We start from the raw sequence: 23020 nt of genomic DNA on the forward strand, positions 1-23020 counted from the left end.
TTATTGCACCACGAATGAAGTGAAAAATACGCCACTGACTTCCAGCGGCTTTTCGCCCGCCGAGAATGGCTGTTTGACCTGCGCCACAATCTCGTCGCTCAAGGCTTTCTTGCCTTCAATGCTGGTAACTTCGGAAGGCTTTTTGCTGGAAAGCAGCATCAGCAGACGGTTGCGTATTTCCGGCATGTGCAGCTTCACGATCTCGGCCTGCTCGGCATCGGCGACTTTCAATGTGAGGTCGACTTGCAGGAACTGGGATTCAGGATCAGGTTGCAGATTGACGGTGAAAGTCTCCAGGCTGACAAAGACCGGCGGTTTTGGCGCCTCTTCGTGCTTTTCTTCGACCTTGTGTTCTTCCTTGGCAGGTTTGTGCAGGAAGAACCATGCTGCCGCCCCACCGCCACCGCCGAGCACCAGCAGGGCAATCACGATAATCATGACTAGCTTCTTCTTGGAACCCGCTGCAGGTGCTTCTTCTGCGGGCGCTGCCGCTTTTGGATCTTTTGCCATCTAATGCTCTTCCCTTGTAACCGCGTCTATCTGGACGCTTCTATTATGAAAAATCCAAGGATACCAAGATGCGTCGAAAAGAGGGAGAAAAATAGCCCAAATCGGGCAGAGAGAGCGCGGCGGGGAGGGTTGGATGGGCATCCGGGCCGTATGAGGGCCAGAGCGGATGCCGATCTGTGTATCAGGGCGACTGAAGGTGCCCGGCTGAATGTGCCCGACTTACGTGACTGAGCAAACGCCCTAGACGAAGGTATCCACCATGCCGTTGCCGCTACGCACCACGGTAGACTGCACGGCGGCGGGAGCTGCACTGCCATCTTCCGCAGCATTGCCGGAAGCACGGCCACTACGGCCACCCGCTTCTGCCAGTTGCTGCTGGGATTGCGTATGCTCGCCGACGTTGCTCTGCCCAAGCTGGATGCCAGAGGCATTGAGCATGTCACGCAGATTGGACATGCCATCCTGCAGCGCCTGACGCACTTCCTGGTTGTTGGACATGAAGGTGGCATCGGCAATGTCATTGTGCACATGAATGACCACTTGCAGCGGCCCCATGTCAGGCGGGTTCAGGGTCAGTGTGGCAGATTGCTCACCGCCAGCCACCATCCAGGCCACTTTCTGGCCGATGGCCTGATCCCAGCCTGCGCGGCCAGGGTACGCCGTAATGGTATTGGAACTACCGACGGCTTCGCTCGCCTGCACAGGATTCATGGGCGCAGTCGCTGCGACAGCTTGCGCCTGGGCAATGGTGGCGGTGTTATCCACCTTGGCTGCTTGCTGTTCAGCCAGCTTGGCGGTTTCGCCTGTACTGAAGCCTGGCAGCATTTTTTCCAGCCATGCACTCATATCGGCCTGGTCACTGCCAGCCTGCGCAATCTGGCTGGTATCGCTAGTGTCAGTGCGGCTTTGAGCCAGCATATTGCCCAGCTCCTGATCCAGACGGCCTCGAGGGCGGCTGTCTGTGGTATCCACCTGCGGCTTCGGGGCGGCTGCGGCATCTTCTGTGGTCAAGGCAGGCTTGTCAGCAGGCGTTACCGGCACGTTGGCAGGCACGGCCAGTGCCGCAATGGCAGGATCCGTAGTCACCACGGACGCGGCATCTGTGGTTTCTTTTGTTTCTTCCGACTTCTCAGGCTTGCCCTTGAGGTCTTTTCCCTGCTTGGCAAGCAAGGCGAGGTCCTTGAACTGGTCAGCCAATTCAGGGGCGATATTGGCGCTGCTGTCTGCGGCATCTTTTTTGGCGTCAGCCGCCTTGGTATCCGTCGCTTTTTGCTCGGCCTGCGGCGATTTCACATTCGCCGTCGTGGCTTTGCCCTGCTGGCTGTCGTTCTTTTGCTGGCGCTGCTGCACCTGGTTGGACAGCACTTTCTGAAAACTATTGGTGGCCGCCGCGTTGTCTGTCGTCGTGGACTTGGGGGCATTCATGGAGCCCATGCCATTGCTGGACGGGGTGCTGGAAATGATCGGTAACGGGGTATTTTGCATGATTCACTCTTTCGCAGTATGGGAGCTAGCCTCGGCCAGGCTGACGGCTGCTGCGCATGGCATGCTCATCCATCAGTTTCTGATCGCGCTTTTGCTCCTGCTGGTGCGCTTTCTTTTCCGAGCGCTCTGCCAGTACCTCATAAGATAATTTCTTTTTCTGGCATTCCTGCCAGACGATGCGTTGGGCGGAAACACGGTTGCGCGCCAGTTCCACAGATTCCTGCTGCCCCCCTACCGCCTGGTCGAGCTTGCGGATAAAGGACTGAAAATTCTGATACGACTGGGCATCCATGCCGGTTTCGAGATCACGCGCCAGCTTGGCCATGTAGTCATTGCGGTATTCGGTCAGCATATTGAGCTTGACCTGTGCGTCTTCGAGCAGCTTGTTGAGTGCCACCAGCTTTTCGGCGGCCTGATCGGCCTCCTTGCCAGCCAGCTCGGTCAATGTCACCAGAACCAGTGATTGTGCTGTCATATCTGCCCCCTACTGATTAACTCAGCCTGCCACCACGGCGGCAAGCTCAGCAATGCTATGTTCAACATCGGAGCGCTCTGCAATATCCTGCTGCAAAAACGCCTCGATTTTTGTGTGCTTGGCAATCGCCTCATCCAGGACCGGGTCGCTGCCAGCTTCGTATGCTCCTACATTAATCAAATCCGCACTGCGTGTATACCGCGAATTGAGCTGCTTTAACCTTCTTGATAGCTTTTGATGTTCGGGCAAGGTTATGTTATGCATGGCGCGGCTGATGGATTGCTCGATATCAATCGCCGGGTAATGGCCGCTTTCTGCCAGGCTACGGCTCAGCACAATATGCCCATCGAGAATGGCACGCGCGGCATCGGCAATCGGATCCTGCTGGTCATCGCCTTCGGTCAGCACAGTATAAAACGCAGTGATAGAGCCCTCGCCAGGCCGTCCGTTGCCCGCACGCTCCACCAGCGCAGGCAGCTTGGCAAATACCGAAGGCGGATAGCCCTTGGTGGCAGGCGGCTCGCCGATCGCCAATGCGATCTCGCGCTGAGCCATGGCATAGCGCGTCAGCGAATCCATGATCAGCAGAACATTCTTGCCCTGATTACGGAAAAACTCGGCAATCGCCGTGGCATAGCTGGCGCCCTGCAAGCGCATCAGTGCGGGCACATCGGCCGGAGCCGCCACCACCACCGAGCGGGCCAGGCCATCCGTGCCCAGAATCTGTTCAATAAACTCTTTCACTTCGCGGCCGCGCTCGCCGATCAGGCCCACCACAATCACATCGGCTGTGGTGTAGCGCGCCATCATGCCCAGGAGCACGCTCTTGCCCACACCGGAACCGGCAAACAGGCCCATGCGCTGGCCGCGGCCTACGGTCAGCATGCTGTTGATGGCGCGTACGCCCACATCCAGCACATCGGTAATCGGGGCACGCATCAAGGGATTAAGCGGACGGGTATTCAGTGGCACGCTGTTCTGCGTGAGCAATGGGCCGAGATCATCCAGCGGACGGCCAGCACCATCAACCACGCGCCCCAGCAAACCATCGCCGACCGGCAAATGGCGGGCACGATCCGAGGTACGGCGGCGTGGCGGATTGGAATGGCTGGGTTTGGGCAAGGCATCGGACACGTCCATGGCAAACACCTTGGCACCGGGGACGATACCCTCTACCCCGCTTTGCGGCATCAACAGCAATTTATCGCCATCAAAGCCCACGACTTCAGCCTCTACTCGGCGGCCTTCGGCCAGTGGCACCACACAGGCGCTGCCGATGGGCAGCTTGATGCCGACGGCTTCCATTACCAGCCCGGTGAGTTTGGTGATACGGCCTGCCACTTCCAGCGGCTCAACAATCTCCAGTATCTCGCCGCAATCGCGCAGATAGCGATGCCAGCGTTGCACGTGAGGATTGGCGGCGGTCATTATTTCAGCCAGTCATTCTGCTGGGAAAGTGCATCGGCAATGCGCTTCCAGCGCACTTCATTGGTGGCGTCGATCTGGTTGGCGGCGGTTTCCACGATGCAGCCACCACGCTCGACATTGCGATCTTCCTGGATCATCCAGTGGTGCTCGGCAATATCGTCCACCAGATAGTTTTTCAGGGTTTTCACATCCTCGGGATGCACCAGAATACGGGCAGGACGCTGCACATAGGGCAAATAGTGGATGGCATCTTTCACCACGCTCAGCACGGCGGCCGGATCGACTTCGATCTTGGTCTTCAGCATGGCCTTGGCAAGATCCAGCGCCAGTGCCAGCAATTGCTCGCCCACGGCTTCATCCGATGCCGACATGGCTTCGGTCAGCGAGTTAAGCAACACCTGCAATTGCTCACGCTCGGCCTGCGCCTGCTCCAGGGCTTGCGCCATGCCAGCGGCATAGCCTTCTTCCAGTCCTTTGGCGTAACCTTCCTGGCGCAGCTTGTCTATCATCTGCGCCAGCTTGGCGCTGTCGGCTTCTTTTTCCTGGGGCGATTTCGCGACCGCCACCGGCTTGGGTTTATCCTCGGCAAATGAGGATAGCTCCCAGCGCTGATATGCGGTCTGTTTTTCCTTGGGGATGGTGGCGTTAGACATAAGCCTCATCGCCCTTGCCGCCTAAGATAATCTGGCCTTCGTCGGCCAGACGGCGAATGATCTGCAGGATCTGCTTCTGCTGCGCCTCGACTTCGGAAAGCTTGACCGGGCCCTTGGTTTCGAGGTCTTCGCGCATCATCTCAGCCGCACGGCTGGACATGTTCTTGAATATCTTGTCGCGCAGCTCTTGCGTCGCACCCTTGAGTGCCACGATGAGGGTTTCGGACTGCACTTCGCGCAGCATGACCTGTATGCCCTTGTCGTCGATATCAATGACGTTATCAAAGACAAACATCTCATCCATGATCTTCTGGGCCATGTCTTCGTCGTAGCTCTTCAGGCCTTCCATGACGCTGGCTTCGTTGTCGCCGCCCAGATAGTTCATGATCTCGGCTGCCGCCTTGATACCGCCCATCTGCTGCTTCTTCAGGCTTTCGTTGCCAGTCAGGAGCTTGGTCATCACTTCATTGAGTTCGCGCAGCGCGACCGGCTTTACGCCATCCAGCGTGGCAATGCGCAGCATGACGTCCTGCCGCAGACGATCAGTAAAATTGCTCAGCACTTCAGCGGATTGATCGGGCTCAAGATGGACCAGGATAGTCGCGATGATCTGGGGATGTTCGTTCTTGATGAATTCCGCCACGGTCTGCGCATCCATCCATTTCAGGCTTTCAATGCCGCTGGCGTCGCGCGTTTGCAGAATGCGGTTCAGCAGCCCGGCTGCCTTGTCATCGCCCAGTGCCTTGGTCAGCACAGAGCGGATGTACTCGTCGGAATCGAGGCCGATGGAGGTTTTCTGGTCAGCAATATCGAGAAACTCCGTCACCACGGCTTCAATCTGGTCATGCTCAACCGACTTCATACCCGCCATGGCCGACCCAAGCTTCTGCACCTCTTTCGGGCTCAGGTACTTCATGACCTCCGCCGCCTCATCCTCCCCCAATGCGAGCATGAGGATTGCGCTTTTCATCACGCCATCTTCACTCATTCTTTACTCACCCAATTCGTTACCAAACTCGCGACCAGTTTAGGGTTTTCCTTGGCCAGCTGTTTGGCAGCTTCCAGATTTTGTTCGTAGCCCTTGGCGGCGAGCTTTCTCGGCACACCCACCATATTTTCACCCTCCGCTCCCTCAGCGGCACCAGTCAGTGTCACCACGGCGGCATCATCGTCACCGGGCGCGGGCAAGGCTTCCTTTTCATCCGACTTTACCAGCTTTTGCATCATCGGTTTCATCAGTTTACGATAAAGCAGGAAGATTACCAGCAGGCCTGCGGCCATCTTCAGCCACTCTTTGGCCATCTCGATGTTTTCTGGCTGCTTCCACAATGGCAGATCAGGGATGGCTTCGATCTGATCACCGGCAAACGAGCTGTTGACCACGGTCAGCGAATCGCCACGTTCCTGGTTGAAGCCCATGGCCTGCTTGGCAAGATCGCTGATCTCGGTTTTCTCGGCATCGGTCAGTGGACGGTTGGTCACCTTGCCATTCTTGTCCACCACCTGCTTGTGATTCACCACCACGGCCACGGTCAGACGTTTGACGCCACCCATGGGTTGTTGCACATAGCGGATGGTCTTATCCAGCTCGTAATTGGTGGTGACGTTCTTTTGCGTGTTAACCGGTACGGCAGGCGTGGCATTGGCTGCGTTGGCGGCCGCTGCATTCGCCGGCGTGCCTGCGCCGGGCGCACCGGCATTGGCTGGAACAGCGGTATTCAGCGGTGCCGTGGCTGGTGCCGGTGGCTGATTGGACAGCGCACCAGGGACACCACCCACGCCAGCCGGCGAGGTACTTTGTGATTCATTAGATTGCTGGCTGCGCACCGACATGGCATCTGGTGCCTGATTGGGACGATAGGTTTCAGCCGCCTGCTCCTGGGTAGAGAAATCCACCTCGGCACTGGCTTCGGCATGCACGTTCTTGGCACCGACCATAGGCGCGATGATGGACTCAACGCGGCGCACGATATTTTGCTGCAACTCGTCTATATATTTAAGTTGCGTTGGGTCCAGATTATTGCGGCCAGCTTTTTTGTCGGTATCGGACAACAGATTGCCGTTCTGGTCGACCACGGTCACATTGGCAATCGGCAGCTCAGGCACGCTGCTCGCCACCAGGTGCACGATGGCGCTCACCTGCTGCTGATCCAGCATGCGGCCTGGGCGCAGATTGAGCAGCACACTGGCAGTGGGCTTTTGCTGATCGCGCACAAAGACGGAAGGCTTGGGAATCGCCAGGTGAATACGGGCCACTTCAACGGCGGAGATGGTCTGGATGCTGCGCTCAAGCTCGCCTTCGAGGCCGCGCTGGAAATTCACCTGCTCGACAAACTGGGAAACCCCGAATTTCTGGTTTTCAAGCAGCTCAAAGCCGATATTGCCGCCCTTGGGCAAGCCCTGGGCTGCAAGCTTCAGTCGCACTTGATGCACTTGCGATGCTGGCACCAGAATGGCGGTGCCGCTCTCGGAAAACTTGTAGGGGATATTCATCTGCTCAAGCGAGGCGACAATGGCGCCGCCATCCTTGTCAGCATAATTGGAAAACAACACACGGTATTCGGGTTGCTGGCTCCATAGCCAGAACACCACCATGACAGCGACCACGGCGGCCACGCCCAATGCGAGCAAAACCTTGTTGGTCAATACAGCCGTGTTCTGCCCAAATATGCCAGTGGGGGCAGCTTCAACAACGGCGTCAGGTGCTGCAGCCATATCCATCTCCAATTCAAAACGCGCTCAAGTGACCGGTTTAATGTTGGGCCCTTGAGCAGGGATTACCGATTGCAGGTCATTATCATCGCATCCGCCATTTTCAAATGCTGGAATAGAGCGAATTTCACTGGTTTATTTGGGGGCTGACTGGATAAGGGGAATGATACATTAGCTTCGTAGCATTCCCTATGCGGTGAGGACAAGATGGCCATTAACGGAATAGATTCCAGCAGGATAGAATCCATGCTGGCGCAGATCAGAGCGGCAACGCAGAAGCCAGCCATGGCGCCTGTTGCTGAGACCACGCCTGCCAGCAACACGCAGAGCACACCCAAAGTCGACTTTGCCGAAACACTGAAAGCCAGCCTGAATCAGGTGAACCAGTCGCAACTGGAAGCGGAACGCCTGGGCAAGAATTTCGCCATGGGTGATGATTCGGTCAGCCTGTCCGATGTCATGATTGCCGGGCAGAAGGCCAATATTTCCTTCCAGGCCACCTTGCAGGTGCGCAATAAACTGGTGTCCGCCTACCAGGACATCATGAACATGCAGGTTTAAGCCGTTTCAGGATAAAAATTTCAGGGGTGGTATTGCGGCGGCTCCGCGTCCGCATCCTGCTCCAGCCGATAGAGCCAGGCCAGAATCTCCGCAATCGCCATATACAGTTTGGGCGGGATATGGTCGTCCAGATCAATCTGCATCAGCAAGGACACCAGCTCCTTGGATTCATGCACAAACACATCATGCTCGCGCGCCCGCGCAATAATCTGCTCCGCCACCAGCCCACGGCCTTTGGCCACCACACGCGGCGCAAAGTCACCGGTCTCGTAGGCCAGGGCTATCGCCTGCTGGGTCAGACCCGCTTCGGCCGGTTTATTCGCCATCACGCACCACCACCAAGGCATCTATCGTTTGCCCGCTTTGTTCCAATGCCTCAAACAGCTGATGCCGACGTGCGCGCATGGTTTGCAGCGTATCGATCTGCTGCGCCTGCAGCTGTATGCTCATGTGGCCATTCACCACGCGCAGGCGGGCGCTGACGCGTCCCAGTTGTGGCAAGTCCAGCGTCAGCTCGCTGCTGACTTCAGGTTCGTAATCCAGCTGCGCGGTGGCGTGATCGGTAGCCGTATCCTGCTGATTGCCGCGCTGCTCCACCGGCACCGAGGGCGGCTGGTACAGCAAGGGCTGATTGAGAGCAGGATTGGGCAACATGGATTGCTGCAACGGCGATGGCTGATTGAATGCCTGTGCTTGTGCGGTTTGGGCGATGGATGCCGATGACGCTTGCGCCTGTTGCTGGGATTGCTGCGTCTGTTGTTGCACCTCCACCGACCAGTTCATCTGCTGGCCTGGCCAAACCTCGCCGCGCCAGTTCACCCGGCTGTTTTCCAGCACGGAAAGCTGCTGCGGCAACAGCATGGTACCAGCGTTGGAGTTGGGTTGATTCTGTGGCTCTTGCAGGATCGCCGCCAGGGGGCGCCCACCTTCGGCAAAGGATTTGAGATGCGATTCATAAAACAGCCCGGTCAGCGTGAGGGCCTGCTTGAGATCCTGCGCCATTTGCTGCGGCGCCTGTGGCGATTGGCTGACAATGCCTGTGGCCTCAAACCGGGTAGGAACGCCCTGCTTCTGGGCTTCCTGCAATTTGCTGTCGATCAGTCGGGCGGCAGAACTGAGGGCAATGTCGGGCTCGGCCTCTGCAGTAAGCGATGACATGAGCTGAAAGGTGGGGGTCGGCGTTTCATCCAGAAAACGCAGGGTGAGGTTTTGCCCTACCCTGGCCTGCGAACCCAGGTCCATCTTGAGCAGCGTGCCGCCAACTTCCACATTGAAATGCCGCGGATCGGCACGGGACATCACCTGGGCCAGATAATCCTGGCCCTTGATGAATTGATTGAAACGAAAATCGACATCCTGAACAGTATCGGCAACCCTGACCGTAGGCAGCGCCTGGGTTACCCGGCTAACCGGCGCAACTCCTGGCGTATCCGATAGCTTGATCTGCATGGCAGTTCATTACTGCCGATAACTGCTACCGAGTCGACGCTCGTTGCTGTTGCTGCTGATCATGGCCGACAGCTTGACCATCCAAGGATCCACCAGATTGCGGATTTCACGGTCATCTGCCAGGATTTTCTTGATGCTGGCGATCTTGCGCTGCAAGGATGGCCCACTCAAATGCTCTTCGGTGCAGGACTTCAGTTGCTGCACAAAATCCGCGCAGCGCTGCTCCAGCTGTGCCAGGCGCTCCCAGTCATGTTCGCGCGCTGCCAGCAGCATTTCGCCAGTGACATCGGCCACAGACTCGTAGATTTGGACTTCCATGGATTCACTCATCACGATGCCTTTGCGTAATTTTGTACACGCTGAAACTGGGTGTTGTCAGGTGAAACCTGGATACCAATGGCTTCCCAGGCACTCTTGAGATCGCCCAACAGGCGTATGACTTCCTGTATCAGCGATGGATCATTTTTAATATTGGCCATATAGAGACGGTCGCTCATATAGCCGTACAGCGCATCCAGACTGGTGGCAATCTCGCCACCGGCTTTTTTGTCCAGACTCAGGCGCAGGCCGCTCTCAATCACCATGATCGCCTTGGAGATCATGGCACTCTTGCGTTCAAAATCCTTGGCTTCCATATGCATCACGGCGGTGTGGCAGGCCGTCATGGCACCGTCATATAACATCACCACCAGCTTGTGGGGGTCGGCGGAGACCACGCCGGTTTCAACGCCAACCCGGGAATATTCATTCACACCACGACTAGATCCAAACATAATCTTTATTCCTTAAATGGCAGGGTTAGCTGTTTGCCGAAAGTTGCGCGAGCTGCTGGGTCAGGTAGCTGCTCGTCGTTTTCATGCTGGCGACCAGAGTATCCAACGCGCTGAACTGGGCGCGGTAGCGTTTTTCAATCGCATCCAGACGATCATTCAAGGCCTCCTCCTGCTTGGTCAAACGAGTTATTGAGCTGTTCAGACCATCGGTACGCGTCGCGAGCAAGCCATCGTCGCTCAGCAGATTGGTCGTGACTTCATTCAACTGGCTGGCGAAGCCCTTGCTGAAGGTAATCGTGCCGCGACTGCCGGTGCTGCCACCCAGAATCTTGACGAACAGGCCTTCAGAATCGTCACCCGTCGCGCCCTTCAAGCTCTGCCCTGTGCCGGTAGCGGCAACGCCATTGATCGAGCCGGCGACATTCACACCGGTGGTGGAAGTGGCACTGCCAAACAGATCGCTGGCACCATTGCCACCATTCAACGTAATCCGCGAATCAGAACCGTAGCTGGGCGAAGTGATTTTCAGCGCACCGCCGCCATCCACGCCAATCTGGGCCAGGGAACCTGCACTCACCAGCTGCTGCTGCACCTGGTCAGCCAGGGCCTGGGTGCTGGCATAAGTGCCTGCGGCGAGCGTAATGCTGTAGTCCTTGCCGTCAATCGAAAAGGTCACCTTGTCGTTGCTGCCGGCGGTAATCGTCAGGTTAGGGGCGCCACCGCCCACCATGGTGCCCTGGGTGGCCAGCTGTGTCACCGTCACGGCATAGGTACCGGCCTTGGTAGCGGTGGAGCTGCCGCCGTATGCAGTCAGCGCATCCGTGGTCGTGCCGCTGGCACCAAACAGTTTTGAAATATCAGAGAAATTGGTTTCCAGAGCAGTCTTGAGCTTGGTGCTATCCAGCGCAAGTTTGCCATCGCGCTGAAAGCCGACGCCAATTTGCGACAGGGTGCTGTAAGTGCTGGTGCCATCAATGGTCTGGGTAAAAATACTTTTCATCTGGGTGGAGATGGAGCGTGCGCCAGAATCCCCCAGCAATACGCCAGACTTGGTGCTGTCTGTCGCATTGAAATTGGTCAGGTTGCGTATGGTGGTGTCGAGGGCGTTGTAGGCATCGACAAACGCCTGCACATTCTTGACGATACCATCCGTATCGGTAGCCACATTCAGATTGGTGGCGGTGCCGGTGCCTACCTTGAGCAGATTGAGGGTCACGCCCTGAATCGCGTCTGTAATGGTATTGCTGGACTTGGTGACACTGATGCCATCCACTGTCAGCAAGGCATTGGTAGCAGCCTGGCTTTGTGTCATGTTTTTGCCCGCGCCTGCCGTGCTGGTTGGGTCGTAGGCCAGCTGCGAAAGACCGCTGGCATCGCTGCTGTTGCCATCGCTATCGGTTACGCTGATCTTGACGCTACTGGAGGCACCCGTCTCTTTGGAGGTCACCACCAGACGCGCACCATTGGTGGAGCCGTCATTCACAATCGACGCCGTCACACCGGCATTGGCGGAATTGATCGCATCGCGCACGCCAGCCAGGGTGTTATTGGAAGAGTCAATGGTGATGGTCGCCCCGGTTTTGCTGCCGTTGACGCTAAAGGTATTGGTGGTGCTGTTGTACTCGCCGAAGCTGATCTCCAGCGTGCCGCTACCGATTACCGCGTTGGTCGAGGAAAAACCGGAAGAAGCGATCTTGTGCGCTTGGGCAAGCTGGGTCACATTGATCGAGTAATTGCCCACAGTAGCACTGCCGGTGGCAGTAGCCGTGAACAGGCTGGTATCGCTGGACGTTGCCGTTTGCAGGTTGAATTTGGATGCGGTTGCCAGACTGCTGATCGTGGTCTGGAAAGTTGACAGCGCACTTTTCAAGGTGCCATAGGCCGATATCTTGGATTGCGTTGCAGTCTTTTGCGCGGTTACTTGGGTAAGAGGGCCTTTTTCTGCGTTGACTAATGCCGTCACCCAGGTCTCGAGCTCCAGTCCGGAACCACTTCCTAATCCTGTCAATGTCGCCATAATCCTCTCCTACCTATCGGCATCAAGCCGTTTGTTTAATAACCAGACCTTGCAATTTATCCAGCGTCTTGGAAATCGCCAGCACTTCTTCGTTGGGGATTTGCCGCAACACTTTGTTTGTTTCTGTATCCACTACTTTCACCACGACTTTTCCGGAATCCTGATCCATGGAAAATTGCACACTCTGTGCCACGGGTGAAATAAAACTGTTCAGCGTTTTTACCGCCGCTGCAATATCCTTATCACTCGCTGTCTTGTTGGTGTCGTTTTGCGCAGCCGTTGTCTGGGCTGGTGCTGACACTGTCGCTGCTGCCCTGCCGCCACCCAAACCCTGGGGGCTGCTGCCAGCGCCATATGTATATGCATTTATATTTGCGATCGACATTTTTAGCTCCTTTGTGTGAATGCCCGTAGAAGGCTTTCGTTCCTTCTACGGGCGATTCATCCCATCTAGCCTTCGCTTACGTCTTAGCCTCTCAGGAGGGTCAGCACGTTTTGCGGTACGGTGTTAGCCTGGGCCAACATCGCGGTACCTGCCTGTTGCAGAATCTGCGTACGGGTCAGGTTGGCGGTTTCTGCCGCAAAGTCTGCATCCATGATCCGTGACTTGGCTGCCGACTGGTTTTCAACCGATACTTGCAAGGCGCTGATCACAGACTCAAAGCGGTTTTGCACAGCACCCAGCGTAGCGCGGTTGGTATTGGCAGTGTTCAGGGCCGTATCAATCGCAGACAGTGCAGTGTTGGCAGCCGTGTCAGTCAGGATGTTGCCTGAGATCGAAGATGCTGCTACTGCGCTAACGGTGATGGTTTGACCACTATCTGCACCCACCTGGAAGGTCATGCTGGTAGAACCGAACACAGCGATACCGTTAAACTTGGTGTCAGTGCCCAGACGTGTGATTTCACTAGCCAGTTGCTGGAATTCAGCATCCAGGTTAGAACGGTCACCAGTACCGTTGGTGGCGTTGGCAGATTGCACAGCCAGTTCACGCATACGTTGCAGTGCATCGGTTACTTTACCCAGCGCGCCTTCAGAAGTTTGTGCGAAAGAGATCGCATCGTTAGCGTTACGGATCGCAACCGTTTGACCGCGAACCTGGGAGTCCATACGCGTTGCGATGGACATACCAGCAGCGTCATCCTTAGCGCTGTTTACGCGCAGACCAGAAGACAAACGTTGCAGCGAAGTATTCAGGCTCGACTGAGAAGACGACAGGTTACGTTGAGCATTCAGCGAGGCGATGTTGGTGTTAATTACAGCAGCCATGGTAATTCTCCTTTGTTAATTGATTCAAACACTTACTTTGCATTTCAGCATTGCGTTCATCGCGCCGCTGTTAAATTGTTTATCGGTTACTTTTAGTGAAAATTTAGCGGGGTTGGCTATTTAAATTTTCAAGCATTCCGAATCAAGCAATCTTGTGTTTGATGACGGCCGTAATTAACAAATCTTTAAACCTTTCTCATATATTTTTATTAAGAACTATAAAAATCAATTACTTAAACTTATGCACGCTGAGCCGAAACTCGCGTGGTCAACTGCTTTGCTGCCTTGTTTAGCTTGGTTTGATCCCATGGCTCATTGACGATTTTCTGAAAATTCCGCACTTCATGCAGGACTTGATCGTCGCTTTGGATCACTTCGGTGAGACTATCCAGTGTCAAATTGAGCAAACGGATGAACGCTTTCTGCTTGCCGTACTCATCTTCGGTCACCATGCTGATGCGATAACTGAGCTCATTGACCTCGCGCATGACCTTTTGCATGGCCCGGTAAGATTGTGTTGTCTTCACCTGTTCAGCCAGCTGACGTGACTTCATGGCCAGCTCGGATTCGTTCTGCAACAATGCAGGCAAAGTATGTGCCAACATCTTGGCAAGCTGATCCTGCCAGGGTCGGCCATCATCTGCGGCATTGCTTAAATCACCAAAGGCGGCAAACCGGGACCGTTGCGACTGGATGGCCACCGAGGCCTTCACCAGCTTGAAAATCCCGTCCAGCAATGCATCCCAGTCTTCATTCTCAATGGCATAGGCCAGCTTCATCCCCGCTTCATTGGAGTTTTTCGCCAGCTGGCGGGCCACTTTCTGAAAGCGCTGCTCCAGCATGCTGGGAGCGGCAGGCGTCGGGCTGCCCTGTTGTGGGGCGCTCGTCGGCGCGGCGGCCTGTTGTCCAGTCAATTCCAGATACAAGGCCTGATAGGCTTCAGGCGTAGGCGCAATATCACGCGCCTCCAGTCGTGCCAGGATTTCCTGGCCGAGCAAGGCGGGTTTCTGCTGATAGATATGGAGAGTAGGGTCTGCCATGGCTGCATCTCCTTTGCCGCTCGGGCAAAGGCTCCGTCTATAGTTTGATTCCGCCATGCTAATCAAACAGACGACAATGCAAACAGCCTAACAGGGAGGTAAAAACCGCTTAAATCGGCAAAACCCACGGCTGAGCTTTGCCAGAGTAGGGTCAGACCAGAGACGTGGACTCACATCTGCGCTGTCTCCAGGCAGCGACAGCCGCCTAATCGACCAGATTGTTTTTTATCGCGTAGTGCGTGAGTTCAGCGTTGTGCTTCAGCTGCATTTTTTCCAGTAGCCGGGTGCGGTACATGCTCACGGTTTTGACGGATAGCGACAGCCGCAGGGCAATCTCGCCCACCGTCAGGCCGGAGGCAATCAGCGTCAGCGTCTGGAATTCGCGGTCGGACAGCGATTCATGCAAGGGCTTTTCAGTGTCCATCACCTGATTGGCCAGGGCATCCGCCACTTCCGGCGTAATGTATTTCTTGCCCTTGGCGATCACCCGGATCGCATTCACCAGCTCGGAAGAGGCACCCTGCTTGCCCAGATAGCCAGCCGCGCCGGCCTTGAGCGAGCGGATGGCGTATTGATCCTCACGATGCATGGACAGCATGAGGATGGCAATCTTGGTGTTTTCCTTTTTGATATAGCGCAGCGCATCGATACCACTGCGGTCCGGCAATGAAATATCCAGCAGAAGCACATCGGCCTCAAGTTTGCAGGCGTAGTGGATGGCCTCGCTGGCATTTTGCGCCTCGGCGATGACTTCGATATCCTCGGTTTCCGACAATATCTGCTTCAGCCCTTCGCGAAGAATCGCATGATCATCGGCGATGATGACCTTTATTTTTTTATCTGCAGGCATATAAATGCTTGTCCCCGTATCACCTTCGTTATGTCGCAATCTTACTTGAGACTGCGTGGAATTTTAACCTGCACCGCTGTACCCCCACGTACACGTTTTTCGACTTCAAGACTGCCATCCAGCGCAGCGACGCGCTCCCGCATGCCCCGCAGACCAAAAGAGTTGGCTTTATGCTGGTCCTGCATGCGGATGCCCTGGCCGTCATCGACGATACGCAGCATGATATCGCGGTCTTCCACCAGAAGCTCAACTTCCACCTGCCTGGCCCTGGCATGCTTGGCGATATTGGACATCGCCTCCTGGCAGATGCGGAATAGCGTGATCGCCTCATCGGCACTGACAGCAAGCTCGGTCTGCGAGCTGTAAAACCGGCATGGCAAGGAAAACTGCTTTTCAAATTGCCCGCATTGCCACTCCAGCGCCGCGACTATTCCCAGCTCCAGCACATCCGGCCGCAAGTCACTGGCAATGCGATGCACGATATCAAAGGTGCGATCGACAATGCTTTCCAGATTGAGTGCCTTCTCCACCAGCTTGGGTTCGTCGGGATTGATACGCTTGATAATGGAGGTAAGGCCGATCTTGATCGCGGTCAGGTTGCCGCCGAGATCATCATGTATCTCGCGCGCAATGCGCCGACGCTCCTGCTCTTTCACCTGTGTCAGGTGGGCAGACAGCTCCGCCATGCGCTGGCGTGAACGTTCAATCTCGAGTTTTTCGTTTTTGCTCTGCGTGATGTTGGTAATGATGCCGCCCCACTGCACCTCGCCATTGTGCAGCTTGATGGGGCTGCCGCGCAGGTTGATCCACTTGGTATCCTGCCAGGCCTTGATCCAGATGCGGCCTTCCCAGTTCAATACTTTCATTTCATTGGCCGAGGTCAGCAAGGCTTCACGGAACGATGGCCGGTCTTCTTCTGCCATCAGCCGGTAAAACTGCGACGGCGTCTTGGTCAGCTCGGCTTCGGTAATGCCCAGCACGGCATAACAGGCCTCGCTCAGATAGATAAAGCCCAGCCGACCAGGCCCCAGCAATCTGAACTGGAATACCAGACCCGGCGTGTTGGCCACAATCGCCTGAAAGCGCGACTCGCTGTCATCCAGCGCCTGCATGGCAGAGCGGCTGACGCTGTTTTTCATGACCAGCATCCAGGACCGCCCTTCGGCCTCAAAAAAGCTCACTTTTGTGCTGTCGCCTGCACGCCGCCCTTTTTCGCCATCGGCCTTGGGTAATAACAGCGTCGTCAACGGTGCGCCGGATGGTTGTTTCACACACTGGGCCTGCCATTGCACAAGCTCGGTCTCGGGCATTCCGAGCACCGCATGCAATGGCATCGCATGCAATTGCGTCAGCGTGCATTGATGACTGACCAGCGCCTGGCTGCTGACGCAGGCCAGTTGCATGTTGTTGGCATCCACCAGATACGCTTCATCCGACATGCCTGACATCAGTGCAGAAAAAAATGGATTGGCTATCGTTGCCTCTAGCAAGACATCACCTGTTGTTCATGGATAAGTTTTTATGGAGATCAAGCCGCTTGCAGGCAGTCAGCACAAGGCGTGCAAGCGATTTTAAGATAATCGCATCCACATAATTTCACAAGCGTTAATTGCGGGGAGGATCAGACCGGCCGATAACCGGCAAAAAAAAACCAGACCTGGAGAGCAAGTCTGGTTGAATTTCTATGGAGTATGCCTGAACATTGTGCGACACGCGAACCGTCATTCCTGACATTTCAATTGCACTAGAGCATGTGTTGCATACTAAAGGTCGCCGTCTGTTGCCACTACACTGGGACTCCCGAAAAACCTCGGGAATTTTTCCCGAAAGTTACTTGCCGCTTTCCACCAGCTGCTTCAGATTATCCAGGCCTTGACGGAAATAGGCCTTCACGCCTTCCACTGCCGTGGCATCATCCTGCCCGGCTGGCGGCTCATTGCCGGTAAAAGCACGGTAGAAACGGGCCTTCCAGGTCACTACGGTCTTGCCGTCCTTGCCTGCAGTGACTTCCAGACGGCCATTCAGCGAGCTGACCGGCAAGGCCTTGATATCCATGTCACGGCCCATGCGGTAGGCATAGCGCATCTCGGCATCCGAGTAATCATCCAGTTCTTCTTCCAGCACACCGCCGCTCTTGAATGTCAGCGTACGCTTGGCGCCATTGCCATTGCCGCCTTCAGCCGCCACTTTTTCCACGGCAGGTTGCCAGCTGGCAATCGCACCGAAGTCCTTGATCTTGGCCCAGACAGCAGCGGGTGCCGCATTGATCTCTACAGTTTCCTCGGCTTTCTGCGGGGTGGGGCCATGCGCCCACGCCGCCAGGGGTAATGCCAATAACAGTGCTGCAATCCATGATTTCATGGTTTTCCTTTCTTGAACAATGATGAAATAAAAGCGGGGAAATACGAGGCCAGCAGCAGGAGCAAGGCCAGCCCGGCAAATACGGGGCGGATATCGCTGGCAACCCACTGCCGGTGCAAGGTGTTCTGACGCAAGGCATCGGCCAGTTGGGCCTTGTCCTGCAAATGCAGATAATGCAGACCGGTTATCTTGGCGAGTTCCTGCAGGCCTTTTTCATCCAGGGCCGACATATGCTCGGTATACGAGCCTTCGGGATGTGCGCCATGCGGCGCATTGCGTCCATGGTAGCCTTCCATTTCCAGCACGGACTGCACGTGGGACATGCCGAAGGTGGCAAATTGCATGGCATCTTCCGGCAGCCAGTAGCCGGTAATGTTGTCGTTTTCATCGAGCTTGGGGATGGCTTGCCGTTGCAGCCCGCCGACCCCGGCAATGATGCCGCCTACTTCGCCCGGTTTGCCATCAAACACCGGCATGTACCGCGGATTGGCAGGCGGTGCCTGCTGACCATCGGTCAGAAACACCAGGGTATCGAGCTTGAGCTTGCGGGTTTCTTCAATACCGCGATACAGGCCATGCGTGATGAAGGAATCCGCCGCCCAGGCCATGCGCCAGTCCAGCCGCTCCACGGCTTCATCCAGCACACTGAAATGGGCACAGACTTCCATGGGCTTGAACAGCATGGAAACGTCGCGCTCGGTAAACATGCCGATGCTCACCAGCGAGCCACAGGGTAGATGACGCAAGGCATCGCGCACCGCTTGTCGGGCGAATGCCAGGCGTGCCACACCACCGGGGCCACCATCGCGCACATTCATGCTCTGAGTAATATCGATGACAAAGCCCACCGAGTACACCTTGCGCGGCAAGGGCAGCTCCAGATGCAGAAACACCGGCAACATCAGGATACAGGCCGCCAGCAGCAGCGCCCGCCCCGGCGCCCGGGCAATACGCAAACGCCAGCCTTGCTTCACGGCATGCCCTTGGGGAAACCTGGGATCGTCGGCCAGGCACGCTCGGTGGTGGTCTTCAGCTCGGTTTCTTCCTGTGATTGCTCATTGCGGATGCCGGGTGTCAGATCCGGGCTGGCACGCTGCGCCAGCTCCATGTTGTGACGGGCATCCCATAGCTGCGGGTCATGGCGCAGGGCATCGCGATAAGCATCTTTGGCCATCGCCAGCAAGGGAGCGGCCTGGTTGTAGGCCAGCGCGCCCTCTTCAGTCAACGCGCCCAGCGCCGTCGACAGATAGGTATTGCCCATATTGTATTTGGCGCGCGCAAGCAAGGCCGGGGGCAGGCGCTGCTCCAGCCGACCATAGATTTCCAGCGCATGCGTACTATCACCACGTCGCGTCAGCTGCCAGGCTTGCAGCAGCTGCCCTTCGGGGGTCTGGCTTAGCCATGGCGCGTGCTTCTCTATCGGCTCCTTGGGGTTAGCCAGTACCTGATTCACCTGGCTGGCCTGCAACCATTGCCAGCCCTGCCAGGTGGTAAGCCCCAGACCGGCGGCGAGCAGGCTCCAGGCCAGGGTCTCGCGCCACAAGATCATGCGTGCCATTGCGATATCTCCATTCGTTTTGCGCCATACAGCAGCACCAGCAACAGCAGGGCTGCGGCATAGCAAATCCCTGCCAGATCGCGGCGTGGCTGTTTTTCAAAGTAATGCGAAGGCAGGTTGTGCATCTTGCCTACATCGCGCAATGCGGCTTCCAGCGCGCGCGGGTTTTCCGCCTCATAAGCCTGATAAGGCACGCCCAGGGTTTTGAAATATTCATGCAGGAAATACTCAGGGGCACTGGCGGCATCGTCACCTTCCCCCGGCTGCACAAAAATGCTGGGGGAATTGGTACCGCGGATATAAATCCAGGCAAGCGCTGCGTGCTCACTGGCAAACCAGCTGCGTATCCGATCCTGCGTCTGGCTGTCGATGTGGGCACCACCATCGGATACCAACAGGATCAGCCGGGCGCCTGTCACCGGCTTGCCCTTGAAGTAATCCAGCGCCATGCCAAGGCCCCGCGCCACGGCGGTAAAGCCCATACCCTGGGCTTCGGCACTATCCAGCGCCGCCTTGAGCGCGACCTGGTCATGCGTCAGTGGCAGCACAAACACCGGCGAGGTACTGAAAGTAATCAGGCCCACCAGATCCTGCTGGCGGCTCTCGATAAATTTGGCGAGCACTTCGCGGGCGGCTTTGAGCTTGGAGGGATTCTGCACAGCGTCGGTCGACTGGATATATTTGCCGGCAAAGTCATCGTTCATGCTGGCACTGCGATCCAGCACCACCATGATATGGGCGCCATGCCCCACGCGCTCCACCTCGGACTGGCGCAGGTGCAAGCCCGCCATGCCCAGCACCAGCGCCACCACACTCAGCATGCCAATGAGCCGCAAGGCCCATGACAAGATGCGCGACCAGCGGTCTTCCGGCATCAACAGCATGGCTGGATGGCGCAATACCGATTGACCATGGCGCCACAGGGGCAACAGGCCTAGCACTAGCAGCCACAGAGCGGCTGGCGTATCAAACCCCAGGGCGTTGATCACGGTTTGCGGCCTCGCTCCAATGCGCGACAGGCGGCCAGCAAGGTCTTGATCGCAGCGACATCGTCAGCGCTCGCGGCATTCGGTGCCTCGGCAAAAAACACGCGGGCAGAGCGCGCATAAAACGCTTCAATCTCGGGGCGCAGGCGCGCAAGTTCAGGCCGCAGTTTCAGCAACACCGGCACATCGCTGGCAAACACCGTCCGCCCTGCCGCCTGGTTAAACGCGTGATGCGCCACGGCAAAGCTTTGCGCCAGGCTGAGTTTGCGGCCCTGGCGACCACGCAGACGACGGCAGGCCGACGTGAATGGCCCAGCGGGCGCCCAGCGGAAAGGCGGTTTGTCATGGCGCCATAACAGCCAGAGTGCGGCAGTCAGCGTCAGCGCCAGTGCTAGCAAGGTGTAGCGCATGGGCCGCGCGGTATCGCGTAATGGCGGCAGGCTGTCTGGGCGCAAACTGGTCTGGCTGGTATCGAGAATCACCGGCAGCAAGGGCGACACCATGACCTGCCGCTCGTGGATTTTAACCGGCAACACGGTCTGGCCATGGCGCAGGTTAACGGTGAAGGCAGGCAAGGGAATGGTGCGCGTCTCACGCAGGGCCTTGAACAACTGCCAGCGCAGGTGCAGCTTGAAACGGCCCTGCTCGGGGGCGTTTTCCTGCACATCCACCTCACGCAGCTCTATCCACTGGCCATCGCCACTGCGCGGCAGGGTTTCTTCCACCAGCGTGGCACCGGGCGTGGCGGTAATATCCACCACTTCATCAATCACGTCGCCGATAAAGTATCCGGCCTCGCGGTAATGGCTTTCCACATGCGCATCAGCGGCGGCGTGTGCGTTTGCCATCGAAAAAACCAGCATGGCCTGGCCCAGCATCGCCAGCCATGCCCTGCGGCACCCGCGAATCAGGCGCCACGGACGGTGTAAAGGCATCATCGTGCCGACTCCATAAAATAATGTGTCAGCGCCCGCGCTTGCAGGCGGTCGCTGATAAAAAACGGCAGGCGTCCCCATTGCGCACAGACCTCGGCAATGGCCTCACGGCGCGCCTCATAGGCGGCATTGATTTTTTGCTGCAGGCGAGGCCGGCACCACAGCAGGCGCTCCTGCCGCGTTTCGGCATCGCGAAAGCGGGCAAAGCCCCAGCGCGGCAGGGCGCTGTATTCGGCGCTATTCCATAGCACCACGGGCACCACATCATGGCCGCTCAGGCTTTGCAGCACCTGTTGCAATTCAGGCAAGGGGTAATGGGCATCGGTCACCAGAAAAACCAGCGAACGCTCGCGGCCGATCTCGGCGGCGGCAGAGGCCAGACCATGCGCGCCGCCTTGCGGAGCGGGCGCTTGCATGAGCCGCTGGCGAATGGCGCTGCCCTGCAGGCGGCTGCAGCGCGCGGGGACTTGCAGCTCGCGCACGATGCCATCGTTGCAGGCTATGAACCCCAGCCGGTCTGCCATACGCCAGGTAGACCAGGCCAGTTGCTCGCACAGGTCAGCGATCACCTCGATCTTGTTTGCGTCAATACGCGCAGAAGGTTTGGAAACGGAATTCCCAGCGGAATGCTGAGGCTGGCCATCATTTGTCCCCTGCTCGCCCTGAAACGCCATGGAGGCCGACCAGTCGGCCACCACCCACACTGGCAGCGATACATTTTGCTGGTACATCTTCACCAGCAGGCGGCGGTATGGATCACGTGCAGTCGCACGCACATCAATGCGGCGCGGATCCGGGTTATCCAGCAAGGGGCCGTGCCCGCGAAAACGGCTGCCGGAACCGGCAATGCGGCCGACATGGGCGCCAGCACGCAAGCCGTTGGCGCGCCATTTCACATAGTAGTGAATCAGCTCGGGGATAGAGGACAACAGGCTCACGGTGCCGCCACTTGTGCCAGTACGGCTTCCATCAAGGCTGGGGCAATCACATCGCGGTGCAGCTCGTGCACTGGCTGCAGAAACACGCGGTGGGCAATAATGTCGTAGAACACTTCGCGTATGTCTTCCGGCATCAGGTAATCACGCCCGGCCAGCCACGCTACCACACGCGCACCACGCATCAGCATGCCCATGCCACGCGGGCTGGCTCCGGCCAGCACCAGACTGCTCACGTCAATGCCGGATAACTGCACACCCACATCCTGTGGTTTGGCAGTGGCTTGCCACAGGGCAAGCGCGTAATTCTGCAGTGCAGGGCTGGCCTGCACATGCTTCTGAATGCTGGCGGCCACATCGTTCAGCTGGTCATACGGCAGGATGGCCGCAGGCACACTCTCGATAAGCTTGTCGGTATCCTGAAAGCGGGTATCAAACATCAGTTGCTTGCGAATTTCGTCGTCGTCCGGAGCCTTCACCAGCACTTCCATGAAGAATCGGTCGCGCGCGGCGCCGGGCAGCTCAAAGGTTTCTTCTTTTTCCACGCGGTTACGGTCGGCAAACAGAATGAAATGCGGGAAATAATATTCGCGGTTAAATGCCGTCACGCTGCGCTCGGCCATGGCGCGCAGCAGCAGTGAGTGGACTTGCGGACGCGCCCGGTTGATTTCGTTAAAGAAAAACACGGACAAGGCGTCGCCCTGACTGAGCAAGGGGCCAGGATCAATGCGCATCTGCCCGGCATCATCTATCCAGGTGTGGTAAATCAGGTCGGAAGGCATCAGGTCCACCGTGCCCTCAACGCGCTGATAAGCGCCACCCAGCGCGCGCGCTGCCGCTCGCAGCAGCGTGGTCTTGCCTACGCCCACATCGCCTTCAAGCAATACATGGCCACGGGCAAACAGTGAAATAAGCAGGGAACGGATCGGGTGGGTCTGCCCCAGAACGACCGCATTCAGGGATTGTTCAAACGCCGTGGCGCGTTCACGCCAGTCGGCCAGAGCAGAAGGTGTCGTATTCATG

Annotated in this window: 25 protein-coding genes; 1 reads left to right on the plus strand and 24 read right to left on the minus strand. The window is 57.1% G+C overall.

Annotation, left to right across the window (positions count from 1 at the left end):
• The 7 genes from fliL to fliF all read right to left on the minus strand — a co-directional run bounded on the left by fliL (nucleotide 1) and on the right by fliF (nucleotide 7266).
• Nucleotides 1–510, minus strand: coding sequence for a flagellar basal body-associated protein FliL (gene fliL, locus FNL37_RS10335; protein WP_159356055.1), 510 nt, complete (start codon nucleotides 508–510; stop codon nucleotides 1–3).
• Nucleotides 511–750: 240 nt separating this feature from the next.
• Nucleotides 751–1995 carry a flagellar hook-length control protein FliK gene (locus FNL37_RS10340; RefSeq protein WP_159356056.1) on the minus strand — a complete coding sequence of 415 codons (1245 nt, stop codon included), beginning with the start codon at nucleotides 1993–1995 and terminating at the stop codon, nucleotides 751–753.
• A gap of 25 nt (nucleotides 1996–2020) precedes the next feature.
• Nucleotides 2021–2470, minus strand: a complete 450-nt coding sequence (gene fliJ, locus FNL37_RS10345; protein ID WP_015829586.1) for a flagellar export protein FliJ — start codon at nucleotides 2468–2470, stop codon at nucleotides 2021–2023.
• A gap of 21 nt (nucleotides 2471–2491) precedes the next feature.
• Complete coding sequence (fliI, locus tag FNL37_RS10350; RefSeq protein ID WP_013441591.1) at nucleotides 2492–3898, minus strand: flagellar protein export ATPase FliI; 1407 nt, start codon at nucleotides 3896–3898, stop codon at nucleotides 2492–2494.
• A complete protein-coding gene (locus FNL37_RS10355; protein ID WP_013441590.1) occupies nucleotides 3898–4551 on the minus strand; it encodes a FliH/SctL family protein in 654 nt (217 codons plus the stop codon). Before FNL37_RS10355 ends, fliI begins: the two co-directional genes overlap by 1 nt.
• A complete protein-coding gene (gene fliG, locus FNL37_RS10360) occupies nucleotides 4544–5539 on the minus strand; it encodes a flagellar motor switch protein FliG (protein ID WP_013441589.1) in 996 nt (331 codons plus the stop codon). Before fliG ends, FNL37_RS10355 begins: the two co-directional genes overlap by 8 nt.
• Nucleotides 5536–7266 carry a flagellar basal-body MS-ring/collar protein FliF gene (fliF, locus tag FNL37_RS10365; RefSeq protein ID WP_041362562.1) on the minus strand — a complete coding sequence of 577 codons (1731 nt, stop codon included), beginning with the start codon at nucleotides 7264–7266 and terminating at the stop codon, nucleotides 5536–5538. The genes fliG and fliF overlap by 4 nt, the downstream gene beginning before the upstream one ends.
• Nucleotides 7267–7470: 204 nt before the next feature.
• Here fliF and fliE point away from each other — a divergent pair, with 204 nt between their 5' ends.
• Complete coding sequence (gene fliE, locus FNL37_RS10370) at nucleotides 7471–7824, plus strand: flagellar hook-basal body complex protein FliE (RefSeq protein ID WP_015829583.1); 354 nt, start codon at nucleotides 7471–7473, stop codon at nucleotides 7822–7824.
• Nucleotides 7825–7844: 20 nt separating this feature from the next.
• Here the strand turns inward: fliE and FNL37_RS10375 are convergent, their stop codons facing one another.
• The 17 genes from FNL37_RS10375 to FNL37_RS10455 form a co-directional block, all read right to left on the minus strand.
• Nucleotides 7845–8150, minus strand: a complete 306-nt coding sequence (locus FNL37_RS10375; protein ID WP_013441586.1) for an EscU/YscU/HrcU family type III secretion system export apparatus switch protein — start codon at nucleotides 8148–8150, stop codon at nucleotides 7845–7847.
• The gene (gene fliK, locus FNL37_RS10380; protein ID WP_159356057.1) at nucleotides 8140–9273 is read right to left on the minus strand and encodes a flagellar hook-length control protein FliK; all 1134 of its coding nucleotides are present in this window, start codon (nucleotides 9271–9273) and stop codon (nucleotides 8140–8142) included. Before fliK ends, FNL37_RS10375 begins: the two co-directional genes overlap by 11 nt.
• A 9-nt stretch (nucleotides 9274–9282) precedes the next feature.
• The gene (locus FNL37_RS10385; RefSeq protein WP_013441584.1) at nucleotides 9283–9603 is read right to left on the minus strand and encodes a flagellar protein FliT; all 321 of its coding nucleotides are present in this window, start codon (nucleotides 9601–9603) and stop codon (nucleotides 9283–9285) included.
• A complete protein-coding gene (gene fliS, locus FNL37_RS10390) occupies nucleotides 9603–10046 on the minus strand; it encodes a flagellar export chaperone FliS (protein ID WP_159356058.1) in 444 nt (147 codons plus the stop codon). The genes FNL37_RS10385 and fliS overlap by 1 nt, the downstream gene beginning before the upstream one ends.
• 25 nt (nucleotides 10047–10071) lie before the next feature.
• A complete protein-coding gene (fliD, locus tag FNL37_RS10395) occupies nucleotides 10072–12063 on the minus strand; it encodes a flagellar filament capping protein FliD (RefSeq protein ID WP_159356059.1) in 1992 nt (663 codons plus the stop codon).
• A 22-nt stretch (nucleotides 12064–12085) separates the two neighbouring features.
• Entirely contained in the window at nucleotides 12086–12448 is a 363-nt protein-coding gene (locus FNL37_RS10400) for a flagellar protein FlaG (RefSeq protein ID WP_015829579.1), read from the minus strand.
• Between the two features lie 83 nt (nucleotides 12449–12531).
• Nucleotides 12532–13332 (minus strand): flagellin N-terminal helical domain-containing protein, encoded by an 801-nt coding sequence (locus FNL37_RS10405; RefSeq protein ID WP_159356060.1) that lies wholly within the window; start codon nucleotides 13330–13332, stop codon nucleotides 12532–12534.
• 239 nt (nucleotides 13333–13571) lie between these two features.
• On the minus strand, nucleotides 13572–14372 hold the full coding sequence (locus FNL37_RS10410; protein WP_159356061.1) for a hypothetical protein: 801 nt from the start codon (nucleotides 14370–14372) through the stop codon (nucleotides 13572–13574).
• Between the two features lie 205 nt (nucleotides 14373–14577).
• Nucleotides 14578–15222 carry a response regulator gene (locus tag FNL37_RS10415; RefSeq protein ID WP_013441578.1) on the minus strand — a complete coding sequence of 215 codons (645 nt, stop codon included), beginning with the start codon at nucleotides 15220–15222 and terminating at the stop codon, nucleotides 14578–14580.
• A 41-nt stretch (nucleotides 15223–15263) separates the two neighbouring features.
• The gene (locus FNL37_RS10420; protein ID WP_015829576.1) at nucleotides 15264–16661 is read right to left on the minus strand and encodes a sensor histidine kinase; all 1398 of its coding nucleotides are present in this window, start codon (nucleotides 16659–16661) and stop codon (nucleotides 15264–15266) included.
• 391 nt (nucleotides 16662–17052) lie between these two features.
• Complete coding sequence (locus FNL37_RS10425; protein WP_159356062.1) at nucleotides 17053–17583, minus strand: SRPBCC family protein; 531 nt, start codon at nucleotides 17581–17583, stop codon at nucleotides 17053–17055.
• Entirely contained in the window at nucleotides 17580–18557 is a 978-nt protein-coding gene (locus tag FNL37_RS10430) for a vWA domain-containing protein (RefSeq protein WP_159356063.1), read from the minus strand. The genes FNL37_RS10425 and FNL37_RS10430 overlap by 4 nt, the downstream gene beginning before the upstream one ends.
• Complete coding sequence (locus FNL37_RS10435; protein WP_159356064.1) at nucleotides 18554–19141, minus strand: tetratricopeptide repeat protein; 588 nt, start codon at nucleotides 19139–19141, stop codon at nucleotides 18554–18556. Before FNL37_RS10435 ends, FNL37_RS10430 begins: the two co-directional genes overlap by 4 nt.
• Nucleotides 19129–20130, minus strand: coding sequence for a vWA domain-containing protein (locus FNL37_RS10440; protein WP_159356065.1), 1002 nt, complete (start codon nucleotides 20128–20130; stop codon nucleotides 19129–19131). Before FNL37_RS10440 ends, FNL37_RS10435 begins: the two co-directional genes overlap by 13 nt.
• The gene (locus tag FNL37_RS10445; RefSeq protein WP_159356066.1) at nucleotides 20127–21065 is read right to left on the minus strand and encodes a hypothetical protein; all 939 of its coding nucleotides are present in this window, start codon (nucleotides 21063–21065) and stop codon (nucleotides 20127–20129) included. Before FNL37_RS10445 ends, FNL37_RS10440 begins: the two co-directional genes overlap by 4 nt.
• Nucleotides 21062–22000: a DUF58 domain-containing protein gene (locus tag FNL37_RS10450; protein WP_159356067.1), complete on the minus strand. Its 939-nt coding sequence runs from the start codon at nucleotides 21998–22000 to the stop codon at nucleotides 21062–21064. Before FNL37_RS10450 ends, FNL37_RS10445 begins: the two co-directional genes overlap by 4 nt.
• Nucleotides 21997–23019 (minus strand): AAA family ATPase, encoded by a 1023-nt coding sequence (locus FNL37_RS10455; protein WP_159356068.1) that lies wholly within the window; start codon nucleotides 23017–23019, stop codon nucleotides 21997–21999. The genes FNL37_RS10450 and FNL37_RS10455 overlap by 4 nt, the downstream gene beginning before the upstream one ends.
• Nucleotide 23020: the final 1 nt, after the last annotated feature.

This window comes from Methylovorus glucosotrophus (genome assembly GCF_009858335.1).
In the GTDB taxonomy this organism is placed as follows: Bacteria; Pseudomonadota; Gammaproteobacteria; order Burkholderiales; family Methylophilaceae; genus Methylovorus; species Methylovorus glucosotrophus.

What these genes read in the sequence shown, in the direction of transcription:
- FNL37_RS10385 (WP_013441584.1), bottom strand. Translation starts at nt 9,603, where the DNA reads ATGAGTGAATCCATGGAAGTCCAAATCTACGAGTCTGTGGCCGATGTC.
- FNL37_RS10355 (WP_013441590.1), bottom strand. Translation starts at nt 4,551, where the DNA reads ATGTCTAACGCCACCATCCCCAAGGAAAAACAGACCGCATATCAGCGC.
- fliS (WP_159356058.1), bottom strand. Translation starts at nt 10,046, where the DNA reads ATGTTTGGATCTAGTCGTGGTGTGAATGAATATTCCCGGGTTGGCGTT.
- FNL37_RS10405 (WP_159356060.1), bottom strand. Translation starts at nt 13,332, where the DNA reads ATGGCTGCTGTAATTAACACCAACATCGCCTCGCTGAATGCTCAACGT.
- FNL37_RS10375 (WP_013441586.1), bottom strand. Translation starts at nt 8,150, where the DNA reads ATGGCGAATAAACCGGCCGAAGCGGGTCTGACCCAGCAGGCGATAGCC.
- FNL37_RS10435 (WP_159356064.1), bottom strand. Translation starts at nt 19,141, where the DNA reads ATGGCACGCATGATCTTGTGGCGCGAGACCCTGGCCTGGAGCCTGCTC.
- FNL37_RS10455 (WP_159356068.1), bottom strand. Translation starts at nt 23,019, where the DNA reads ATGAATACGACACCTTCTGCTCTGGCCGACTGGCGTGAACGCGCCACG.
- FNL37_RS10420 (WP_015829576.1), bottom strand. Translation starts at nt 16,661, where the DNA reads ATGTCGGATGAAGCGTATCTGGTGGATGCCAACAACATGCAACTGGCC.
- FNL37_RS10410 (WP_159356061.1), bottom strand. Translation starts at nt 14,372, where the DNA reads ATGGCAGACCCTACTCTCCATATCTATCAGCAGAAACCCGCCTTGCTC.
- fliJ (WP_015829586.1), bottom strand. Translation starts at nt 2,470, where the DNA reads ATGACAGCACAATCACTGGTTCTGGTGACATTGACCGAGCTGGCTGGC.
- fliF (WP_041362562.1), bottom strand. Translation starts at nt 7,266, where the DNA reads ATGGCTGCAGCACCTGACGCCGTTGTTGAAGCTGCCCCCACTGGCATA.
- fliI (WP_013441591.1), bottom strand. Translation starts at nt 3,898, where the DNA reads ATGACCGCCGCCAATCCTCACGTGCAACGCTGGCATCGCTATCTGCGC.
- FNL37_RS10340 (WP_159356056.1), bottom strand. Translation starts at nt 1,995, where the DNA reads ATGCAAAATACCCCGTTACCGATCATTTCCAGCACCCCGTCCAGCAAT.
- FNL37_RS10425 (WP_159356062.1), bottom strand. Translation starts at nt 17,583, where the DNA reads ATGAAATCATGGATTGCAGCACTGTTATTGGCATTACCCCTGGCGGCG.
- FNL37_RS10400 (WP_015829579.1), bottom strand. Translation starts at nt 12,448, where the DNA reads ATGTCGATCGCAAATATAAATGCATATACATATGGCGCTGGCAGCAGC.
- fliG (WP_013441589.1), bottom strand. Translation starts at nt 5,539, where the DNA reads ATGAGTGAAGATGGCGTGATGAAAAGCGCAATCCTCATGCTCGCATTG.
- FNL37_RS10415 (WP_013441578.1), bottom strand. Translation starts at nt 15,222, where the DNA reads ATGCCTGCAGATAAAAAAATAAAGGTCATCATCGCCGATGATCATGCG.
- fliD (WP_159356059.1), bottom strand. Translation starts at nt 12,063, where the DNA reads ATGGCGACATTGACAGGATTAGGAAGTGGTTCCGGACTGGAGCTCGAG.
- FNL37_RS10445 (WP_159356066.1), bottom strand. Translation starts at nt 21,065, where the DNA reads ATGATGCCTTTACACCGTCCGTGGCGCCTGATTCGCGGGTGCCGCAGG.
- fliL (WP_159356055.1), bottom strand. Translation starts at nt 510, where the DNA reads ATGGCAAAAGATCCAAAAGCGGCAGCGCCCGCAGAAGAAGCACCTGCA.
- fliK (WP_159356057.1), bottom strand. Translation starts at nt 9,273, where the DNA reads ATGCAGATCAAGCTATCGGATACGCCAGGAGTTGCGCCGGTTAGCCGG.
- fliE (WP_015829583.1), top strand. Translation starts at nt 7,471, where the DNA reads ATGGCCATTAACGGAATAGATTCCAGCAGGATAGAATCCATGCTGGCG.